Below are 21,104 nucleotides of genomic sequence, written 5' to 3' on the forward strand. Positions count from 1 at the left end.
TTACTAAATCATTAAGTTATAATAAGATAAATTCCGTAGGCTAAGAGTCATTCGCTAGCCTACGGTTTTATAATGTTTAAATCAGATCTACACGTCCCTTCACTTCTTCCAACACAGCTTTGGCAATTGAATTGGAAACTTGAGCGTGATGAGAGTAAGTCATTGAAGAGGTCGCACGTCCAGAAGTAATGGTACGCAAAGCTGTTACGTAACCGAACATCTCTGCCAGCGGAACCATAGCTTTCACAATACGAGCACCTGAGCGGCTAGACTCCATACCTTCTACCTGACCACGGCGTTTGTTTAAGTCACCAATTACATCACCCATGTTTTCTTCCGGAGTTACAACTTCCAGCTTCATGATAGGTTCCATAAGTACGGGACCGGCCTTAGCACACGCATTCTTATATGCCTGGATAGCACAAATTTCGAATGACAACTGGTCTGAGTCTACCGGATGGAAAGAACCATCAATCAAAGTCACTTTCAGAGAATCAAGCGGATAGCCTGCCAGCACACCGTTTTTCATCGCTGTAACAAAACCTTTCTGTACAGAAGGAATAAATTCCTTAGGAATGTTACCACCCTTAACTTCGTCGATGAACTGCAATCCGCCTTCCTTAAAGTCTTCGTCTACCGGACCGATATTCACGATGATATCAGCGAATTTACCACGACCACCAGACTGCTTCTTATACACTTCACGCAAGTTGACAGTCTTTGTAATGGCTTCTTTATAGTTAACCTGAGGTTTACCTTGGTTACACTCTACCTTGAATTCACGTTTCAAACGATCGATAATGATATCCAAGTGAAGCTCACCCATACCAGAAATTACAGTCTGACCTGTCTGTTCGTCGGTCTTAACCGTAAATGTCGGGTCTTCTTCAGCCAACTTAGCCAAACCGTTAGACAACTTATCCATATCTTTCTGAGTCTTCGGTTCTACGGCAATACCAATTACCGGTTCAGGGAAGTCCATAGACTCCAATACGATCGGAGCTGTTTCATCACACAAGGTATCACCAGTATGGATATCTTTAAAACCAACGCCTGCGCCTATATCTCCAGCACTGATAACTTCTACCGGATTCTGCTTGTTTGAATGCATCTGGAACAAACGAGACACGCGTTCTTTCTTACCAGAACGAGAGTTATATATATAAGAACCTGCTTCGATCTTTCCTGAATAAACACGGAAGAAAGTCAAACGACCTACATAAGGGTCAGTAGCAATCTTAAATGCCAAAGCAGACGTCTTGTCATCTTCACTAGGTTTACGATCTTCCTCAGCACCTGTTTCAGGATTTGTACCAACTACATTTTCCGTATCCAACGGAGAAGGTAAAAATGCACAAACATAATCCAACAATGTCTGAACACCTTTATTCTTGAATGATGAGCCACACAACATGGGAACAACAGCCATTTGTACGGTAGCATTGCGGAGAGCTCTCAGAATTTCTTCCTCTGTGATAGTGGAAGGATCATCAAAATATTTCTCCATTAATGCATCATCAAATTCTGCAACTTTTTCAAGCATCTTGTCTCTCCATTCAGCAGCTTCATCTGCCAAGTTTGCGGGGATTTCCTCTACAGTGTAGTCAGCACCCATTGTCTCATCGTGCCAATAGATGGCTTTCATCTTAACCAGGTCAACCAAACCCTTGAAAGATTCTTCAGCACCGATAGGGATTACAACCGGACACGGATTAGCACCCAGCACGTCTTTCATTTGGCGAACAACTTCAAAGAAGTCTGCACCCGAACGGTCCATCTTGTTCACATAAGCAATACGGGGTACGTTATATTTATCAGCCTGACGCCATACAGTTTCTGACTGAGGTTCCACACCACCTACCGCACAATATGCAGCGACTGCACCATCCAACACACGCAACGAACGTTCTACCTCAGCAGTAAAGTCAACGTGTCCCGGAGTATCAATCAAGTTGATTTTATAAGTTTTGCCTGCATATTTCCAACGTGTAGTAGTAGCAGCAGAAGTAATAGTGATACCACGTTCCTGCTCCTGTTCCATCCAGTCCATTGTAGCAGCACCATCATGCACTTCTCCAATTTTATGAGTCAAACCTGTATAAAACAGAATACGTTCGGAAGTTGTCGTCTTTCCGGCATCAATGTGAGCCATGATACCGATATTACGCGTCAAATGTAAATCTTGTTTTGCCATTTTAATTTCTTTTACTTTAAGTTCTTAATCTATTTACAGCATTAGAATCTAAAATGAGCAAATGCACGGTTAGCTTCTGCCATTCTGTGCATATCTTCTTTACGCTTGAAAGCACCGCCCTGTTCATTATATGCGTCCATGATCTCAGCAGCCAATTTATCAGCCATTGACTTACCACCACGCTTACGAGCGAAAATGATCAGATTCTTCATTGAAACAGATTCCTTACGATCCGGACGGATTTCAGTCGGAACTTGGAATGTTGCGCCACCTACACGACGAGATTTTACCTCAACTTGCGGCGTTACATTATCCAACGCCTTTTTCCAAATTTCAAGAGCAGTTTTTTCCTCGTTAGGAAGTTTTGTTTTTACGATTTCCAAAGCGGCATAGAAGATTTCGTAAGAGGTATTCTTCTTACCGTCATACATCAGGTGGTTCACAAATTTTGAAACCTTTTGATCATTAAACACGGGATCCGGAAGGATTACGCGTTTTTTGGGTTTTGCTTTTCTCATTTGTTTTGAAAGAATAATGTTTTCGTTCTTGGTTGTTTACTTCTTGCGTCTTCAACTCCCCCTCTGGAGAATTTACTCAACCTTTAGCATTTCCAATAAACTAAAACGTAAGTTATTACTTTTAATTTAACAATCTACAGCTACTTTATTTATTTTTTCTTAGCCGGTGCAGCTTGTCCTGGCTTCGGGCGCTTAGCGCCATATTTAGAACGTCTTTGAGTACGTCCTGCTACGCCTGCCGTATCCAATGTACCACGAACAATGTGATAACGCACACCCGGAAGGTCCTTAACACGACCGCCGCGTACCAATACGATTGAGTGTTCCTGCAAGTTGTGTCCTTCCCCCGGAATGTAAGAGTTCACCTCCTTACCATTGGTCAAACGTACACGCGCAACTTTACGCATTGCAGAATTCGGTTTTTTCGGAGTGGTTGTATACACTCTCACGCAAACGCCACGTCTTTGAGGACATGAATCAAGAGCCGGTGATTTACTTTTTTCCACCAGCGCTTCGCGTCCTTTTCTTACTAATTGCTGAATTGTAGGCATTTTAATTGTTTTTAATTATATATTATTGTTATATTAATTTCGTAGCTATACACTTTTGGGCTGCAAAAATACAAATAATATTTGAATAATCAATGCACTACGAGATTTTTTTGATTTTATAGCATGCCTTTTTCATTTAAGAATTAGGATTAGTCTTGGTTTTCGGATTCATAAAAAAAACTATTTCCAGCAGAGGATATTATCATTCATACTGACAAAAGTAGTATATTTATGTCATTCCATCTACCATCTGACGACATAGAACAACGAATAATGCGTTCAATACACAGAGCTACCGCATTGAATATAGAAAGGGAGGTCAGCGGTTCAATTCATCCCATAAGACGAATAAATTCGTTCCGTGAGACGAAAAAGTTCATCCCACGAGATAAATATTTTCAGCTTACGAGACGAATTTATCCGGCTCATGGGATAAAAAAGACGTGTTGGCAATCGCATCACCAATACGTCTTCTACATATGAATATTCCTCCATGAGCCCTTGATAAATATAACGTTTCACCAGAGATAATAACAGCTGGACCATCTTTCTACTATTGCAGTCTTCAACACTGAATACTGCACATATTTCTCCCGAAAAGGAAGGAATCTTCCCGAAAAGACAATATCTCCCACCCTATAGAAGGGAATCTTTCATTATGCTTCCCCTTTCAAATCTGTCATAGGTGGAATTATCTGTTCGTCCAGCAACCGGATTGGTCCGAATGTTCGTTCGTATTTGCCGATATTTTCTTCTAATGCACGTAGTAACCTCTTAGCATGTTCCGGTGCTAACACGATACGCGATTTTACACCAGCTTTAGGTATACCTGGCATTACGCGCACAAAGTCAACAATAAACTCTGAACTGGAATGTGTGATAACCGCCAAATTTGCATAAATTCCTTGCGCTACATCTTCTTTCAGTTCTATTTGTAACTGATTGTTCATTTCCTTGTTTTCCATTTTCCTTCTACTATTATACTTAAAAACACTCAAAGGTAAGAATTATATTCTATTTCTAAAAAAGAAAGAGGAAACATCTCATTAAAGACGTTTCCTCTTTCCTATTTAATAATCAACTGATTGTTATTACTGCATATTATTCTTCAACTTCTACCGAGCTGTAATCCAATACAGTCTTCTTATTTGCAAGAATACGGTCATATTCCTCTTTGGAACCAACAATAATCTTCTCGAATTCACGCTGTCCGGTACCAGCCGGAATCAAGTGACCACAGATGACATTTTCTTTCATGCCTTCCAGCTTATCAACCTTACCATTGATAGCGGCTTCATTCAAGACCTTAGTTGTTTCCTGGAATGAAGCTGCTGACATAAAGCTTGATGTCTGCAAAGCAGCACGAGTAATACCCTGAAGGATCTGAGTAGAAGTAGCAGGTACAGCATCACGAACTTCAACCGGTCTCAAGTCACGACGTTTCAACATACTGTTTTCATCGCGCAACTTACGGGCAGTAACAATCTGTCCCGGTTGCAAGTTCTGAGAATCACCAGCGTCTACAACTACCTTTTTACCCCAAATGCGATCATTTTCTTCCATGAATTCCAGTTTGTCTACCACTTGCTGTTCCAAGAAGCGAGTATCGCCCGGTTCGTCTATTTCTACCTTACGCATCATCTGACGGACAATGATCTCAAAATGCTTATCATTGATCTTCACACCCTGCAGACGATATACATCTTGTACCTCATTTACGATATATTCCTGTACAGCCGTAGGACCTTTAATAGCAAGAATATCCGCCGGGGTGATAGCACCGTCAGACAAGGGAGTACCTGCACGCACATAGTCGTTCTCCTGTACCAATATCTGCTTTGACAGAGGTACCAGATACTTCTTAACCTCACCCGTTTTTGAAGTAACGATGATTTCACGATTACCACGTTTTACCTTACCCATCGTAACCTCACCATCGATTTCAGAAACCACAGCAGGATTAGACGGATTACGTGCCTCAAACAGCTCTGTCACACGCGGAAGACCACCCGTGATATCACCTGCCTTACCAACAGCACGAGGTATCTTCACAATAACCTCACCACCTTTTACCTTCTGCTTGTCTTCTACAACCACATGACCACCCACAGGGAGATTATATGTACGAATAAGTTCGCCATCTTCTGTCACAATATGAGCCATCGGAACTTTAGTCTTATCCTTAGACTCAATAATGATGATTTCACGCAAACCTGTAGATTCGTCAGATTCTACTTTATAAGTGACGTTCTCGATAACCCCTTCAAACTCAATTCGACCAGTAGCTTCCGTTATAATAACAGCGTTGAACGGATCCCAACGTGCAATCAACTTACCTTTTTCTACCACTTCACCGTCAGCAGCATAGAGTGTAGAACCGTAAGGCACATTATGAGTAGAGAGAACAATGCCAGTATTTACATCCACGAAACGGACTTCGGCCAAACGACCTACAACAACCTTTGCAGGTTCGCCAGCTTCATCCACGATTTCTACAGTACGCAGTTCCTCAAATTCCAAACGAGCCGGATTCTTAGCAACAATACTTGCATTAGCCGCAATATTGGCAGCCGTACCACCGGCGTGGAATGTACGCAATGTCAACTGTGTACCCGGTTCACCGATAGACTGTGCAGCAATCACACCTACAGCTTCTCCCTTCTGAACCATCTGGCTTGTTGCAAGATTACGTCCATAACACTTCGCACAAACACCTTTCTTCGATTCGCACGTCAGTACAGAACGTATCTCAACACTCTCTATCGGAGAATCCTGAATTTTCTTGGCGATTTCTTCTGTAATCTCTTCTCCACCGGCGACTAATAATTCGCCAGTAGTAGGATGAACAATATCATGTACAGAGACGCGACCGAGAATACGTTCATACAGCGTAGCAATAACCTCATCATTATTTTTCAAGTCTGTACAAACCAATCCACGAAGTGTGCCGCAATCCTCTTCATTAATAATCACATCATGAGAAACGTCCACCAAACGACGGGTCAAGTATCCTGCATCGGCAGTCTTCAATGCAGTATCGGCCAAACCTTTACGGGCACCGTGAGTAGAGATAAAGTACTCCAATACCGAAAGTCCCTCTTTAAAGTTCGAAAGAATCGGGTTTTCAATAATCTGACCACCCTCAGCACCTGCTTTCTGTGGTTTTGCCATCAAACCACGCATACCAGACAACTGACGGATCTGTTCTTTAGAACCACGGGCACCAGAATCCAACATCATGTATACAGAGTTGAAACCTTGATCGTCACTTGAAATTGTCTTCATCAATATGTTAGACAATTCAGAGTTTACATGTGTCCAAATATCAATTACCTGATTATAACGTTCGTTGTTGGTGATGAAACCCATATTATAGTTGTTGATCACCTGCTCAACCTCATCATAACCTTTCTGTACCAGCTTTTCTTTTTCTTCTGGAATGATAATATCACCCAAGTTAAATGACAGACCACCCTTGAATGCCATCTGATAACCTAAGTTCTTAATACCATCCAAGAAATCGGCAGCTTTTGCCACACCACAAACTTTAATAACATCACTGATAATATCGCGAAGTGACTTTTTAGAAATAATGGTATTGATGTATCCGGCCTCTGGAGGAACAATTTCGTTGACAATCACACGACCTACAGAAGTATCGTGCATCATCTTATCGACTACATTTCCGTTTTCATCCACATCTTTCACAATGACACTAATCGGAGCATGGATATCGACCTTGCCCTCATTGTATGCAATCAATGCTTCTTCCGGTCCATAGAATACCAGTCCTTCACCTTTGGCACCCTTACGCAACTTAGTAATATAGTACAAACCAAGCACCATATCCTGAGAAGGCACCGTAATAGGAGCACCGTTAGCCGGATTTAGAATATTGTGAGATTGAAGCATCAACATCTGAGCTTCCAAAATAGCTTCATTGCTCAAAGGCAAGTGAACAGCCATCTGGTCACCGTCAAAGTCAGCATTGAAAGCCGTACATGCCAATGGATGCAACTGAATAGCTTTTCCTTCGATCATCTTGGGTTGGAATGCCTGGATACCCAAACGGTGCAATGTCGGTGCACGGTTCAACAGTACCGGATGACCTTTCATCACATGTTCCAAAATATCCCAGATAACAGCCTCTTTACGGTCTACTATCTTTTTAGCACTCTTCACAGTCTTTACAATACCACGTTCGATCAATTTACGGATAATGAAGGGTTTGTACAGCTCGGCAGCCATCAATTTAGGAATACCACACTCACCCATTTTCAACTCCGGACCTACAACAATAACCGAACGCGCAGAGTAGTCCACACGTTTACCCAACAAATTTTGACGGAAACGACCTTGTTTACCCTTCAAACTATCAGAAAGAGACTTCAAAGGACGATTGGCATCCGTCTTCACTGCGCTGGACTTGCGTGAATTATCGAATAATGAATCAACCGCCTCCTGCAACATACGCTTTTCATTACGCAAAATAACTTCAGGAGCCTTGATTTCAATCAATCTCTTCAAACGGTTGTTACGGATGATTACACGACGATAAAGATCGTTCAAATCGGATGTAGCAAAACGGCCACCATCCAATGGAACTAGCGGACGAAGTTCTGGCGGAATGACAGGTACAATACGTACAATCATCCATTCCGGCTTGTTTCGACCACGAGATGCACGGAATGACTCAACAACTTGCAGACGTTTCAAAGCCTCATTCTTACGTTGCTGAGAAGCATCATTTCCCGCACGATGACGCAATTCATAAGACAATGCATCCAAATCAAGACGAGACAACAGATCATAAATAGCTTCTGCTCCCATCTTGGCTATAAACTTATTGGGATCTGAATCTTCTAGATATTGATTGTCTTTCGGCAATTTTTCCATCAAATCCAGATATTCTTCTTCCGCAAGCAAATCATAATCGGCAATTTCACCCGACATCACACCGGCTTGAATCACCACATAACGCTCGTAATAAATAATAGAATCAAGTTTCTTCGTAGGTAATCCTAACAAATAACCGATCTTATTGGGAAGTGAACGGAAATACCAAATATGAGCTACCGGTACAACCAACTGAATGTGCCCCATACGCTCACGACGCACTTTCTTCTCGGTCACTTCTACACCACAACGGTCGCAGACAATACCTTTATAACGAATACGTTTATACTTACCGCAATGGCATTCATAGTCCTTAATCGGACCAAAAATGCGTTCACAGAACAAACCGTCACGTTCAGGCTTATACGTACGATAGTTGATGGTTTCAGGCTTTAATACTTCACCACTCGAATTCTCAAGGATTTCTTCCGGAGAAGCTAAGCCAATAGAGATCTTCGAGAAATTACTCTTTATTTTATTATCTTTTCTAAAAGCCATATTTTATTATATATAATTGAAAAATTGACAATTGAATATTGAGCATCAATAGTTGAGAGTAAACAATTACTCCCAACTACCAATCTTATAATTATTCCAAGTTGATGCTAAGTCCCAAGCCTCTCAACTCATGTAACAATACATTCAACGATTCGGGGATACCAGGTTGCGGCATCGGTTCACCCTTCACGATTGCTTCGTAAGCTTTAGAACGACCAACAACGTCATCAGACTTAATAGTCAAAATTTCCTGCAAAATGTGAGCAGCACCGAATGCCTCAAGTGCCCAAACCTCCATCTCTCCAAAACGTTGACCACCAAACTGCGCTTTACCACCTAATGGTTGCTGAGTAATCAAAGAATAAGGCCCGATAGAACGTGCATGCATCTTATCCTCAACCATGTGACCCAATTTCAACATATAGGTAACGCCCACTGTAGCATACTGGTCAAATGGTTCGCCCGTACCACCATCATACAACTTGGTTTTACCATAACGTGGCAAGCCGGCCTTATCTGTCCACTCATTCAAATCATCCAACGTAGCTCCATCAAAAATAGGTGTCGCAAATTTTACGCCCAATTTTCTACCGGCACTACCCAATACGGCCTCAAAAATCTGACCGATATTCATACGAGAAGGCACACCCAACGGATTCAAAACGATATCTACCGGAGTACCATCAGCAAGGAACGGCATATCTTCTTGGCGAACAACACGGGAAACAATACCTTTGTTACCATGACGACCTGCCATCTTATCACCTACACCAATCTTACGTTTCTTCGCAATATAAACTTTCGCCATCTGAATAATACCTGCAGGCAACTCATCACCAATAGTAATGGCGAATTTCTTGCGTTTCAATTCGGCATCCAGTTCTTTATATTTCTTGATGAAATTCATCACCAAATCACGAATCATATTATTGATGCGTGCATCGCTTGTCCAATTACTTAACTGAATAGAAGTAAAATCCAAATCACCGAAATCAGAAGCTGAGAATCTAGCACCTTTTGAAATTACATCAGTTCCCATGTAATCTTTAACGCCCTCTGACGTATGGTTTTCCGTCAGTTTCAACAATTTCTTGATAAGAACACTCTTCAACGCAGCAACCTTGGTATCGAACTCATCATCAATCTTCGGCAATAAAGCCTTATCTGCCAATTTAGAACTACGACTTTTGATAACACGTGAGAACAAACGCTTATCGATAACAACACCCTTCAAAGAAGGAGAGGCTTTCAAAGAAGCATCTTTCACATCACCTGCCTTGTCACCGAAAATAGCACGAAGCAATTTTTCTTCCGGAGATGGATCTGATTCCCCCTTCGGAGTAATTTTACCAATCAGAATATCTCCTGGCTGGATACAAGCACCAACACGTACGATACCATTATCATCCAAATCCTTAGTTGCTTCTTCACTCACATTCGGAATATCAGAAGTCAATTCCTCCATACCGCGTTTTGTTTCGCGAACTTCCAGTGAATACTCTTCTACATGGACAGAAGTCAATATATCTTCACGAACCACACGTTCGTTCAATACGATAGCATCCTCATAGTTATAACCTTTCCAAGGCATGTAAGCAACCAAAAGGTTTTTACCCAAGGCCAATTCACCCTTTTCCGTAGAATATCCTTCGGTCAAAATCTGCCCTTTAGTCACACGCTGCCCAATCTCACAAATCGGACGAAGGTCAATCGTCATATTCTGATTCGTACGACGCCATTTCGGAATACGATATTCCTTCAATGCCGGTTCGAAGCTTACAAATTCCTCATCCTCCGTACGATCATACAAAATACGAATAGTGGTAGCGTCAACAAAGTCAATCACACCATCACCCTCAGCCGTGATTTGAGTACGGGAATCACGTACTAACTGACGCTCAATACCTGTACCGACAATAGGAGCTTCACTCTTCAACAAAGGTACTGCCTGGCGCATCATGTTTGATCCCATCAACGCACGGTTAGCATCATCGTGTTCCAAGAAAGGAATCAAAGATGCAGCAATAGATGCAATTTGCTGAGGAGAAACATCCATCAATTCGATTTCAGCTGGAGGAACCACAGGATAATCGGCATCCTGACGAGCTTTTACTTTATCACGGATAAAAGTTCCATCATCATTCAAAGGTGCATTTCCTTGAGCAATGATCTTGCCTTCTTCCTCCTCTGCTGTCAAATAAGCCAACCCATTATCAGACAAGTCTACTTTACCATTTTCAACTTTACGATACGGAGTCTCTATGAAACCTAATTCATTAATCTTAGCAAATACACACAAAGAAGAAATCAAACCAATATTCGGACCTTCCGGTGTTTCAATCGGACAAAGACGCCCATAGTGAGTATAGTGTACGTCACGTACCTCAAAACCGGCACGTTCACGTGACAAACCACCAGGACCAAGGGCAGACATACGTCTTTTGTGCGTAATTTCAGCCAACGGATTCGTCTGGTCCATAAATTGAGACAACGCGTTTGTTCCGAAGAATGAATTGATTACAGAAGAAATGGTCTTGGCATTAATCAAATCAATAGGAGTAAACACCTCATTATCTCGAACATTCATACGTTCACGTATGGTACGAGACATACGAGCCAAACCAATGGCAAACTGATTTGACAACTGCTCACCTACAGTACGCACACGACGGTTACTCAAGTGGTCAATATCATCCACATCAGCTTTTGAGTTGATCAATTCAATCAAATACTTAATGATTTCAATGATATCTTCTTTCGTCAAAACGCGTATATCCATATCAGTCATCAAGTTCAATTTCTTATTGATTCTATAACGACCAACATCTCCCAAATCATATCTCTTTTCAGAGAAGAAAAGGTTATTGATAACCTCGCGTGCACTGGCATCATCAGCAGGGTCTGCATTACGCAACTGACGATAGATGTACAGCACAGCCTCTTTCTCTGAGTTACTGGGGTCTTTTTGTAGTGTATTATATATAATAGAGTAGTCAGACTGATTCGGTTCTTCTTTATGTACTAGAATGTTCGAAACCCCTGACTCTAAAATAATGTCAACATGTTCCGGCTCAATCACTGTTTCACGGTCAATCACCACCTCATTACGCTCAATGGAAACAACTTCACCGGTATCTTCGTCTACAAAATCTTCAATCCATGTTTTCAAAACACGAGCTGCCAACTTACGTCCCAAGACTTTCTTCAGATTAGTCTTATTGACTTTAACATCCTCAGCCAAATTGAAAATTTCGAGAATATCTTTATCATTCTCAAAACCTATGGCTCTCAGCAAAGTAGTGACTGGCAACTTCTTTTTACGGTCAATATACGCATACATGACGTTATTAATGTCAGTAGCAAACTCAATCCACGAACCCTTGAATGGAATGATACGGGCAGAATAAAGTTTGGTACCATTAGCATGTACACTCTGGCCGAAGAATACACCTGGAGAACGATGAAGCTGTGATACGACAACACGCTCCGCACCATTGATGACGAATGTCGCTTTATCCGTCATATAAGGAATAGGACCGAGAAATACATCCTGAATAACCATATCAAAATCCTCATGATCAGGATCGGTACAGTATAACTTCAATTTTGCTTTCAAAGGTACACTATAAGTAAGCCCTCGCTCTATACAGTCATCTATGGTATAACGCGGCGGATCAATATAGTAGTCCAAAAACTCAAGCACAAAATTGTTTCTTGTATCGGCAATGGGGAAGTTTTCAGCAAATACTTTATACAGTCCCTCATTCTTACGTTTTTCGGGTGGAGTATCCAGTTGTAAAAAGTCTTTGAATGACTTCAATTGTACTTCCAAAAAATCCGGATATTCAAGTGGATTTTTAGTCGAAGCAAAATTAATTCTTTGGTTTACAGTATTTGAAGACATCTGTTAATGGATTTGTAGAACTTAATTTTAAATATATACACAAAAAGGTTAAGAACCCTTATGAGGAGGGTTCTTAACCGAATTACCTGATTTACAGGTTAATGTTATTTAAGTTCAACTTCAGCTCCAGCTTCTTCCAATGTTTTCTTCAATGATTCTGCTTCGTCTTTAGCCAAACCTTCTTTAACTACGCTAGGAGCACCGTCTACCATATCCTTAGCTTCTTTCAAGCCAAGACCACAAGCTTCCTTAACGGCCTTAACAACCTGAAGTTTAGCTGCACCAGCGCTCTTCAATACTACATCAAAGGACGTTTTTTCGTCAGCGGCTGCTGCACCACCAGCTGCAGGACCAGCAGCAACTGCAACAGCTGCAGCAGCAGGTTCAATACCATATTCTTCTTTAAGGATAGTTGCAAGTTCATTAACTTCTTTTACTGTCAAGTTAACTAATTGTTCTGCAAAAGCTTTCAAATCTGCCATTTTTGTATGATTTTAATTGTTTAATTACTAATTTGTTTATGAAAATTTTATTCGGGACGTTCACCAAGAGTTTTGAGAACTCCGTGAAGGGTGTTTCCACCTGATTGAAGAGCAGAGATAACATTCTTGGCCGGTGATTGCAACAAAGCAACGATATCGGCAATAACTTCATTCTTACTCTTGATACTAACGAGAGCATCCAATTGGTCTGCACCAACATAGAAGCTTTCTTCTGCATAAGCAGCTTTCAGTCCGGGAATACCATCTTTAGCATTTGCTTTGATCAACTTTGCAGGCAAGTTGGCAGTATTACAGAACATAACAGCTGTAGTACCTTTCAAGCAACCATAAAGCGGAGAATAATCCTCTTCCAATCCTTCCAATGCTTTGTGAAGCAATGTATTCTTCACCAACATCAACTTGATGTCAGATTTGAAACATTCTCTTCTCAACGCGCTTGTTGCAGCAGCGTCCATTGCAGTGATATCAATCAAATAGAAGTGATTATATTCCTTTACTGTAGCAGCAATCTGCTCAATAATCGTACTTTTATCTTCCTTTCTCATTATTACTCCGTTTTATTAGATTTCTTCTACTGATTTCGGGTCAATCTTGATACCTGCACTCATTGTGCTAGAAAGATAAATACTCTTAATATATGTACCCTTGGCTGCAGTCGGTTTCAACTTGATCAAAGTAGACATGAACTCTTTCGCATTATCACGAATTTGCTCAGGGCTAAATGATACTTTACCGATAGAAGTATGAACAATACCGTTTTTATCAACCTTGAAGTCAATCTTACCTTGTTTTACTTCCTTAACAGCTTTAGCAACATCCATAGTCACAGTACCACTCTTCGGGTTAGGCATCAATCCACGAGGACCGAGCACACGACCAAGTGCACCAATTTTACCCATGATAGACGGCATTGTGATGATCACATCAACATCAGTCCATCCACCTTTGATCTTTTCGATATATTCATCAAGACCAACATAGTCAGCTCCAGCTTCTTTAGCAGCAGCTTCAGCATCAGGCGTACAAAGCACCAATACGCGTACGACTTTACCCGTACCATGAGGAAGTGATACAACACCTCTCACCATCTGGTTTGCCTTACGCGGGTCAACACCCAAACGTACGTCAATATCCAGTGAAGCATCAAACTTGGTGAAAGTGATTTCCTTTACCAAGGATGCAGCTTCTTTCAGTGAGTATGCTTTCCCTGCTTCAATTTTTTCTGCAGCCAACTTTTGATTTTTTGTCAGTTTACCCATTCTAATTGAAGTTTATTAGTTATTAACCGGGAATTCCCCTTTTACAGCGATACCCATACTTCTAGCCGTACCAGCAACCATTTTCATGGCAGCATCTACAGTAAAACAGTTCAAATCAACCAATTTATCCTGAGCAATTGTACGAACCTGTTCCCAAGTAATCTCGGCAACTTTCTTACGGTTTGGCTCAGCAGAACCACTCTTTACCTTAGTTACTTCCAGCAACTGAATAGCAACAGGAGGAGTCTTGATTACAAAATCAAAAGACTTATCTGCATAATAAGTGATAATTACAGGAAGAATCTTTCCTGCTTTGTCCTGGGTTCTGGCGTTGAATTGCTTGCAAAACTCCATAATATTAATACCCTTCGAACCCAAGGCAGGTCCAACGGGAGGTGATGGATTTGCCGCGCCTCCTTTAATCTGTAATTTGATTAGTCCAGCAACTTCTTTAGCCATTTTTTTATTGATTTATATATAAACATTAATAAAGAATATCACAGCGTAACACCTGCTTTATTCTTTTTCAACTTGCATAAAGCCCAATTCGAGCGGAGTTTTCCGACCGAATATTTTCACCATGACCTTAAGCTTTTTCTTCTCAGTGTTCACTTCTTCAATGATACCACTGAATCCACTGAATGGACCATAATTTACTTTCACAGTTTCACCGACTACATACGGGATACTCAGTTCTTCACTAGCATCCTGTAATTCATCCACCGTACCAAGTATACGATTCACTTCCGATTGTCTCAAAGGAACAGGTTTATCCGATCCCCCTAAGAAACCAATCACATTAGGAGTATTTCTCAAGTGGTGAGCGACCTCACCTACTAAAGCAGCCTCCACCAAAACGTAACCAGGGAGATAACTTCTCTCTTTCACAATTTTCTTACCATTGCGAACCTGATAAACCTTTTCGGTAGGAATCAATACCTGAGACACGTACTCACCAAGGTCACTGTTTTTAATGTCAGCTTCAAGATATTCCTTTACCTTAGCTTCTTTTCCGCTAATAGCACGCAAAACGTACCATTTTTTTTCAATCTCAGACATTTTTCCTCATTTTTAATTTGGATAAACTACATTCTCCATTAGATTCTGGAAACAAAAATCCATCGCGAATACTACCAATGCAATTAGCAGGGAAGCATATAAAACAACTACTGCACTGTTAGTAAGTTCAGAATAAGTAGGCCACGACACTTTATGTACAAGTTCGTCGTAAGTTTCTTTAATATAAGCTACAATCTTCTTCATTTCAAAAATATTAGCACGGGAGGAGAGGCTCGAACTCCCGACACCCGGTTTTGGAGACCGGTGCTCTACCAACTGAGCTACTCCCGTGTGAACATAATCAGTTCCCGGTACAATACCGAGAACTGATTAATTATCTGATGATTAGTCAAGAATTTCTGTAATCTGACCAGAACCTACCGTACGACCACCTTCACGAATAGCGAAGCGCAGACCTACATTCAAGGCTACCGGGTAAATCAATTCTACATTGATTTCTACGTTATCACCAGGCATTACCATTTCAGTTCCTTCCGGAAGAGAAATTTCACCTGTACAGTCCATAGTACGCAAATAGAACTGAGGACGATATTTGTTATGGAACGGAGTGTGACGACCACCTTCTTCTTTCTTCAAAACATAGATAGAAGCTTTGAATTTAGAGTGAGGCTTAATCTGACCCGGCTTACAAAGAACCATACCACGTTTGATTTCATTCTTGTCGATACCACGGAGCAACAGACCTACGTTATCACCAGCTTCACCTTGATCCAACAATTTGCGGAACATTTCAACACCAGTTACAACTGACTTCTTGTCTTCACCCAAACCAAGGATTTCAACCTCATCACCTACATGGATAACACCAGCTTCGATACGACCAGTAGCAACAGTACCACGACCAGTAATAGAGAATACATCTTCAACCGGCATCAAGAACGGTTTATCAACATCACGCGGAGGCAGGGGAACCCAGTTATCAACAGCATCCATCAATTCCATCACCTTATTTTCCCACTTTTCAACACCATTCAGTGCACCCAAAGCAGAGCCACGGATAATAGGAGTATTGTCACCGTCGAATTCATATGCAGCCAACAGTTCGCGCATTTCCATTTCAACGAGCTCCAACATTTCTTCGTCGTCAACCATATCGCATTTATTCATAAACACAACCAGTTTCGGTACGTTTACCTGACGAGCCAACAAGATGTGCTCACGAGTCTGAGGCATCGGACCATCAGTTGCAGCAACTACGATAATAGCACCGTCCATCTGAGCAGCACCGGTAACCATGTTCTTTACATAGTCAGCGTGACCCGGACAGTCAACGTGTGCATAGTGGCGATTAGCTGTTTCATACTCCACGTGAGAAGTATTGATAGTAATACCTCTTTCTTTTTCTTCAGGAGCGTTATCAATCTGATCGAAAGACTTAACTTCTGAAAGACCTTTCTTTGCCAACACTGTAGTGATAGCAGCAGTCAACGTGGTTTTACCGTGGTCTACGTGACCAATAGTACCAATGTTTACGTGCGGTTTGGTACGTTCGAATTTCTCTTTAGCCATAGCTTTACTTGTTATTTATTTGATTAATAATCAGCATTTACAATTTATGAGCTGTTACCGGGACTTGAACCCGGGACCTCTTCCTTACCAAGGAAGTGCTCTACCGCTGAGCTATAACAGCAAGGAGAAAAAAATAAGCGTGGGCAAAGATGGATTCGAACCACCGAAGGCGTAAGCCAGCAGATTTACAGTCTGCCCCATTTGGCCACTCTGGTATTTGCCCTTCCATTTCAAAATAAAGTCTTCCCTTCATTTTCTTTTGAGCCTCTTGTCGGATTCGAACCAACGACCCCGAGATTACAAATCACGTGCTCTGGCCAGCTGAGCTAAAGAGGCAACAATTTAAAAAAGCAACCGTCCGTTCTATCCCGAGCGAAACGGCTGCAAATTTAGACATTTATTTTGTTTCCGCAAAATTTTAGCGACTTTTTTATTTGCTTCGTTGTTTTTCCTTGTACTTAACCAGTTGTTTTTCCAAAGCTTCGACACTCAAATCTACAGCTTCTTCAAACGTGTCGCAGACTTTGCTTGCGTAACACTCGCCATTAGGAACGATTACTTTTACGCCAGCCTCCTTATTTTCTACTGTTTCTGGTTTAACTACCTTTAATGACACCTCCACTTTCTTTATATCATCGTAATATTTCTCCAATTTTACAACCTTCTTTTGAATAAAAGATCGCAATTGCTCTGACGCATCAAAGTGAATTGATTGAATTCTTACTTCCATACTTACCTCCTTACTTTTAGGCTCGAGGATGAGCCTGGTTATACACTTTTTTAAGCTCTTCAAAAGTAGTATGCGTATATATTTCCGTAGTTGCCAAACTTTCATGTCCAAGAAGCTCCTTGATTACTCCAAGCTCTGCATTATTATTTAGCATCGCCGTAGCAAAAGTATGCCTCAACACATGAGGGCTACGTTTTTTCAACGTTACCACTTTCGACAAGTTTCGTTTCACAATATTTTCTACGATACTGCGAGAAAGACGTTCTCCGTTTTCCCGGACAAAAAAAGCATCCGAGCATACCGAGACTGACTCGTTCTTCACATTGACATACTCCATCATTGACGTTTTCAACTCTTCGCCAAAAGGTATCAACCGCTGTTTGTTTCGTTTTCCCGTCACTTTAATCAGTAAAGAAGAAAAGTCCACATCGCAAGTATCCAATCCTATCAATTCCGAGAGTCTCATACCCGTAGCATAAAACATCTCAATAATCATACGATCACGACACCCTTTAAATCCTTCACCGAAATCAACCTCGTCCAGCAATTTGTTCATTTCATTCTCTCTCAGAAAGACAGGTAACGGCTTTTTATTCTTAGGCCCTGTCACTTTCTGCAACGGATCTACCGTCACTTCACCTTTCCGCAAAAGAAATTTATAGAACGATCTAAGCGAACTCAACTTCCGATTTATCGAAGTAGAAGTATATCCCTTATCCATCAATGAAACAATCCATTCACGAACATGTTCAGCCTTTACTTCTATAAGATTCAAATTTTCATTTTCCCCTTTAACGAACTCTTCAAATTGACGGAGATCTTCCCGATAGGCTTTTATAGTTTCTTCAGAATAACACCGTTCATATTGAAGATAATCAAAAAAAGAGTTTGTCAACCACATATATCGCTACATCTAAATCATGCAACGAATGTATGAAAAAGAAATCAATAATTCAAGAGATTCTACGAATTATTATTCTTCTACTTGCTGAAGTTGTTGTACGTAAACGGCACGTTCTTTCTTAAGTCTCTTTACTACAGACGGTTTATCAAACTGCTGTCTGCTTCTCAATTCTTTAACGATACCAGTTTTCTCAAATTTTCTTTTAAACTTCTTCAGCGCTTTCTCAATGTTTTCGCCTTCTTTTACAGGTACTACAATCATTTTCTTTTTATTAAAATTTAATGGATTAAAAAAACATCACGATTAATTTGAGCGGCAAAATTACACATAGTTTCTTAATTCACAAAACTTTCTGCAAAAAAACAGCAAAAAACACACGGCTCTTTGCATTTGCTTTTCAGCTGGAGTGGCTGCCATTGTATCCATATAAGGAGCAGACAAAGATGGAACAAATGATTCCTGAGTGAATGCCTTTCAACCTCTGAGTCAAAGGCATTCACTCAGAGATTCATTCAAACACCCTCAGTCAGGCGGAGTCTTTGGGGACATTTCGTAAAGATATAAGATAAAAATCACAAAATAAGATTCATCATGCAGCATACTGATAGGTTTCTATTCCAAAATTAAAGTTCTAAGAAAGAGGCGCAACATAAAAGCAGATTAAGTGCAGCACACTACAGAAAATCCAAAGAAAGTTTTTATCTTTGAGGAGAATATTACACCTTATTATATATACTAAACTTTATATCGTATGAGCCAGACAATAAATAATCGGATTCAAGCCCTACGGGCATTACTCAAGAATGAAGGCATACAAGCTTTTATCATACCTAGCACAGACCCACATCTGAGCGAATATGTCGCTCCCCATTGGAAATCCCGTGAATGGATTTCAGGGTTTACAGGTTCTGCAGGGACTGTTGTCGTCACTACTGACAAAGCCGGACTCTGGACAGACTCACGCTATTTCCTGCAAGCCGCCCAACAGTTGGAAAAGACGGAAATAGAACTTTATAAAGAGATGTTACCCGAGACACCGAGCATTTCCACATTCTTATGCACACAACTAAATGCAGGAGATACGGTCGGCATCGACGGGAAAATGTTTTCCGCAGAAGAAGTGGAGAATCTGCGTTCCGAACTGCAGAAACACGAGATAGACATAAAAAGTATTTCTGATCCTATCGAAAAATTATGGTCTGACCGTCCACCGATGCCGGAAGCTACCGCTTTCATCCACGAAACCAAATATACCGGAAAAAGTTGTATAGAAAAAATAGCCATCATCCGCGAAGAGCTGAAAAGAAACAATGCGCAGGCACTACTTCTCTCCGCCTTGGACGAAATAGCATGGACACTGAATCTGCGTGGAAACGACGTACATTGCAATCCCGTACTCGTAAGCTACCTGCTGATTGAAGAACAAAGCATACATTACTTCATCCAACCGAAAAAGATTACTGCCGAAGTTGCTGAGTATCTGAAAAATGCCAAAGTAAGCATACACCCTTATGAAGAAGTGGAGACTTACCTCCGGCAGATTCAAGTGGAGAGTATCCTCATCAACCCAGCTAAAACAAACTATGCTGTATATTCAGCAGTTAATCCGGCTTGCAGGATTATTTGCGGTACTTCGCCTGTCACTCCGCTGAAGGCCATCCGCAATAAACAGGAAATCAACGGAATACATGCCGCCATGCAACGGGATGGAGTAGCCTTAGTGAAATTCTTGAAATGGCTGGAAGAAGCCGTTCCGTCTGGTGAAGAGACCGAAATCAGCATCGACAAGAAATTGCATGGCTTCCGGGCAGAACAGGATTTATATATGGGTGAAAGTTTCGATACAATCGCCGGATACAAAGAACATGGAGCCATCGTGCATTACGAAGCCACACCAGAAACGGATGTTCCGTTGAAACCAGAAGGGTTCCTGCTATTAGACTCCGGCGCACAATATCTGGACGGTACGACCGACATTACGCGTACCATCGCATTGGGCGACCTGACAGAAGAAGAAAAAACGGACTATACCCTGATACTGAAAGGACACATTGCACTGGCAATGGCTAAATTCCCCGCCGGTACACGGGGAGCACAGTTGGATGTTCTGGCACGCATGCCGATATGGCAACGAAACATGAACTATCTGCATGGTACCGGACATGGCGTCGGACATTTCCTGAATGTGCACGAAGGTCCCCAAAGCATCCGCATGAACGAAAACCCCGTGGTACTGCAATTAGGAATGCTGACTTCCAATGAACCGGGAATATACAAGGCAGGCAGTCATGGAGTGCGTACAGAGAACCTCGTATTAGTAGTTCCCGCGGGTAAAGGCATGTTCGGCGATTACCTGCAATTCGAGACAGTTACCCTTTGCCCCATCTGCAAGAAAGGTATTATCAAAAGCCTGTTGACCAAAGAGGAAATAGAATGGCTCGACAAGTATCATCAGATGGTATATGAAAAATTATCGCCCAGCCTAAACAAAGAGGAGCAAGCCTGGTTAAAGGAAGCAACAAGTAACTTATAAAATTCAACCATTAATCATATCGTAT

The 21,104-nt window shown here is 41.3% G+C and carries 17 protein-coding genes and 4 tRNA genes; 1 reads left to right on the forward strand and 20 read right to left on the reverse strand.

Translation table 11 applies throughout. The features are described 5' to 3' along the window. Positions 1-76: 76 nt before the first annotated feature. From fusA to rpsU, 20 genes are all read right to left on the reverse strand, one after another. A complete protein-coding gene (fusA, locus tag QZ323_RS06995) occupies positions 77-2,194 on the reverse strand; it encodes an elongation factor G (protein WP_294633897.1) in 2,118 nt (705 codons plus the stop codon). A 41-nt stretch (positions 2,195-2,235) separates the two neighbouring features. Further along, complete coding sequence (rpsG, locus tag QZ323_RS07000) at positions 2,236-2,712, reverse strand: 30S ribosomal protein S7 (protein WP_294633898.1); 477 nt, start codon at positions 2,710-2,712, stop codon at positions 2,236-2,238. 149 nt (positions 2,713-2,861) lie between these two features. Further along, positions 2,862-3,263, reverse strand: a complete 402-nt coding sequence (rpsL, locus tag QZ323_RS07005; RefSeq protein WP_294633899.1) for a 30S ribosomal protein S12 — start codon at positions 3,261-3,263, stop codon at positions 2,862-2,864. 656 nt (positions 3,264-3,919) lie between these two features. Then, positions 3,920-4,228: a DUF3467 domain-containing protein gene (locus QZ323_RS07010; RefSeq protein ID WP_294633900.1), complete on the reverse strand. Its 309-nt coding sequence runs from the start codon at positions 4,226-4,228 to the stop codon at positions 3,920-3,922. 136 nt (positions 4,229-4,364) lie between these two features. Continuing rightward, complete coding sequence (gene rpoC / locus QZ323_RS07015) at positions 4,365-8,657, reverse strand: DNA-directed RNA polymerase subunit beta' (protein ID WP_294633901.1); 4,293 nt, start codon at positions 8,655-8,657, stop codon at positions 4,365-4,367. 91 nt (positions 8,658-8,748) lie between these two features. Further along, positions 8,749-12,561, reverse strand: a complete 3,813-nt coding sequence (rpoB, locus tag QZ323_RS07020) for a DNA-directed RNA polymerase subunit beta (RefSeq protein WP_294633902.1) — start codon at positions 12,559-12,561, stop codon at positions 8,749-8,751. Between the two features lie 104 nt (positions 12,562-12,665). Next, complete coding sequence (rplL, locus tag QZ323_RS07025) at positions 12,666-13,043, reverse strand: 50S ribosomal protein L7/L12 (protein WP_294633903.1); 378 nt, start codon at positions 13,041-13,043, stop codon at positions 12,666-12,668. A 47-nt stretch (positions 13,044-13,090) separates the two neighbouring features. After that, positions 13,091-13,609, reverse strand: coding sequence for a 50S ribosomal protein L10 (gene rplJ, locus QZ323_RS07030; protein ID WP_294633904.1), 519 nt, complete (start codon positions 13,607-13,609; stop codon positions 13,091-13,093). 15 nt (positions 13,610-13,624) lie between these two features. Beyond that, positions 13,625-14,323 carry a 50S ribosomal protein L1 gene (gene rplA, locus QZ323_RS07035; RefSeq protein WP_294633905.1) on the reverse strand — a complete coding sequence of 233 codons (699 nt, stop codon included), beginning with the start codon at positions 14,321-14,323 and terminating at the stop codon, positions 13,625-13,627. 15 nt (positions 14,324-14,338) lie between these two features. Next, a complete protein-coding gene (gene rplK / locus QZ323_RS07040; protein ID WP_294633906.1) occupies positions 14,339-14,782 on the reverse strand; it encodes a 50S ribosomal protein L11 in 444 nt (147 codons plus the stop codon). Positions 14,783-14,839: 57 nt separating this feature from the next. Continuing rightward, positions 14,840-15,382 carry a transcription termination/antitermination protein NusG gene (gene nusG, locus QZ323_RS07045; RefSeq protein WP_294633907.1) on the reverse strand — a complete coding sequence of 181 codons (543 nt, stop codon included), beginning with the start codon at positions 15,380-15,382 and terminating at the stop codon, positions 14,840-14,842. A gap of 12 nt (positions 15,383-15,394) precedes the next feature. Continuing rightward, complete coding sequence (gene secE / locus QZ323_RS14450; protein WP_363174848.1) at positions 15,395-15,586, reverse strand: preprotein translocase subunit SecE; 192 nt, start codon at positions 15,584-15,586, stop codon at positions 15,395-15,397. 14 nt (positions 15,587-15,600) lie between these two features. Next, a tRNA-Trp gene (locus QZ323_RS07050) sits at positions 15,601-15,673 on the reverse strand. Positions 15,674-15,727: 54 nt separating this feature from the next. Then, positions 15,728-16,912 (reverse strand): elongation factor Tu, encoded by a 1,185-nt coding sequence (gene tuf / locus QZ323_RS07055; RefSeq protein WP_294633908.1) that lies wholly within the window; start codon positions 16,910-16,912, stop codon positions 15,728-15,730. Between the two features lie 49 nt (positions 16,913-16,961). Then, positions 16,962-17,033: transfer RNA gene (locus QZ323_RS07060), tRNA-Thr, on the reverse strand. Positions 17,034-17,052: 19 nt separating this feature from the next. Then, a tRNA-Tyr gene (locus tag QZ323_RS07065) sits at positions 17,053-17,135 on the reverse strand. A gap of 39 nt (positions 17,136-17,174) precedes the next feature. After that, positions 17,175-17,248: transfer RNA gene (locus QZ323_RS07070), tRNA-Thr, on the reverse strand. Between the two features lie 94 nt (positions 17,249-17,342). Continuing rightward, the gene (gene raiA, locus QZ323_RS07075) at positions 17,343-17,642 is read right to left on the reverse strand and encodes a ribosome-associated translation inhibitor RaiA (protein ID WP_294633909.1); all 300 of its coding nucleotides are present in this window, start codon (positions 17,640-17,642) and stop codon (positions 17,343-17,345) included. Between the two features lie 16 nt (positions 17,643-17,658). Continuing rightward, on the reverse strand, positions 17,659-18,543 hold the full coding sequence (xerC, locus tag QZ323_RS07080) for a tyrosine recombinase XerC (protein ID WP_294633910.1): 885 nt from the start codon (positions 18,541-18,543) through the stop codon (positions 17,659-17,661). A gap of 72 nt (positions 18,544-18,615) precedes the next feature. Further along, a complete protein-coding gene (gene rpsU, locus QZ323_RS07085; RefSeq protein WP_294633911.1) occupies positions 18,616-18,807 on the reverse strand; it encodes a 30S ribosomal protein S21 in 192 nt (63 codons plus the stop codon). A 490-nt stretch (positions 18,808-19,297) separates the two neighbouring features. Between rpsU and QZ323_RS07090 the strand changes: the two genes are divergently transcribed. Next, on the forward strand, positions 19,298-21,079 hold the full coding sequence (locus QZ323_RS07090) for an aminopeptidase P family protein (RefSeq protein ID WP_294633912.1): 1,782 nt from the start codon (positions 19,298-19,300) through the stop codon (positions 21,077-21,079). The last annotated feature ends 25 nt before the right edge of the window (positions 21,080-21,104 follow it).

The organism is uncultured Bacteroides sp. (genome assembly GCF_910585845.1).
In the GTDB taxonomy this organism is placed as follows: domain Bacteria; phylum Bacteroidota; class Bacteroidia; order Bacteroidales; family Bacteroidaceae; genus Bacteroides.

Excerpts from the sequence above, each read along its gene's own strand:
- fusA (WP_294633897.1), bottom strand. The coding sequence starts at position 2,194 with ATGGCAAAACAAGATTTACATTTGACGCGTAATATCGGTATCATGGCT.
- rpsG (WP_294633898.1), bottom strand. The coding sequence starts at position 2,712 with ATGAGAAAAGCAAAACCCAAAAAACGCGTAATCCTTCCGGATCCCGTG.
- rpsL (WP_294633899.1), bottom strand. The coding sequence starts at position 3,263 with ATGCCTACAATTCAGCAATTAGTAAGAAAAGGACGCGAAGCGCTGGTG.
- QZ323_RS07010 (WP_294633900.1), bottom strand. The coding sequence starts at position 4,228 with ATGGAAAACAAGGAAATGAACAATCAGTTACAAATAGAACTGAAAGAA.
- rpoC (WP_294633901.1), bottom strand. The coding sequence starts at position 8,657 with ATGGCTTTTAGAAAAGATAATAAAATAAAGAGTAATTTCTCGAAGATC.
- rpoB (WP_294633902.1), bottom strand. The coding sequence starts at position 12,561 with ATGTCTTCAAATACTGTAAACCAAAGAATTAATTTTGCTTCGACTAAA.
- rplL (WP_294633903.1), bottom strand. The coding sequence starts at position 13,043 with ATGGCAGATTTGAAAGCTTTTGCAGAACAATTAGTTAACTTGACAGTA.
- rplJ (WP_294633904.1), bottom strand. The coding sequence starts at position 13,609 with ATGAGAAAGGAAGATAAAAGTACGATTATTGAGCAGATTGCTGCTACA.
- rplA (WP_294633905.1), bottom strand. The coding sequence starts at position 14,323 with ATGGGTAAACTGACAAAAAATCAAAAGTTGGCTGCAGAAAAAATTGAA.
- rplK (WP_294633906.1), bottom strand. The coding sequence starts at position 14,782 with ATGGCTAAAGAAGTTGCTGGACTAATCAAATTACAGATTAAAGGAGGC.
- nusG (WP_294633907.1), bottom strand. The coding sequence starts at position 15,382 with ATGTCTGAGATTGAAAAAAAATGGTACGTTTTGCGTGCTATTAGCGGA.
- secE (WP_363174848.1), bottom strand. The coding sequence starts at position 15,586 with ATGAAGAAGATTGTAGCTTATATTAAAGAAACTTACGACGAACTTGTA.
- tuf (WP_294633908.1), bottom strand. The coding sequence starts at position 16,912 with ATGGCTAAAGAGAAATTCGAACGTACCAAACCGCACGTAAACATTGGT.
- raiA (WP_294633909.1), bottom strand. The coding sequence starts at position 17,642 with ATGGAAGTAAGAATTCAATCAATTCACTTTGATGCGTCAGAGCAATTG.
- xerC (WP_294633910.1), bottom strand. The coding sequence starts at position 18,543 with ATGTGGTTGACAAACTCTTTTTTTGATTATCTTCAATATGAACGGTGT.
- rpsU (WP_294633911.1), bottom strand. The coding sequence starts at position 18,807 with ATGATTGTAGTACCTGTAAAAGAAGGCGAAAACATTGAGAAAGCGCTG.
- QZ323_RS07090 (WP_294633912.1), top strand. The coding sequence starts at position 19,298 with ATGAGCCAGACAATAAATAATCGGATTCAAGCCCTACGGGCATTACTC.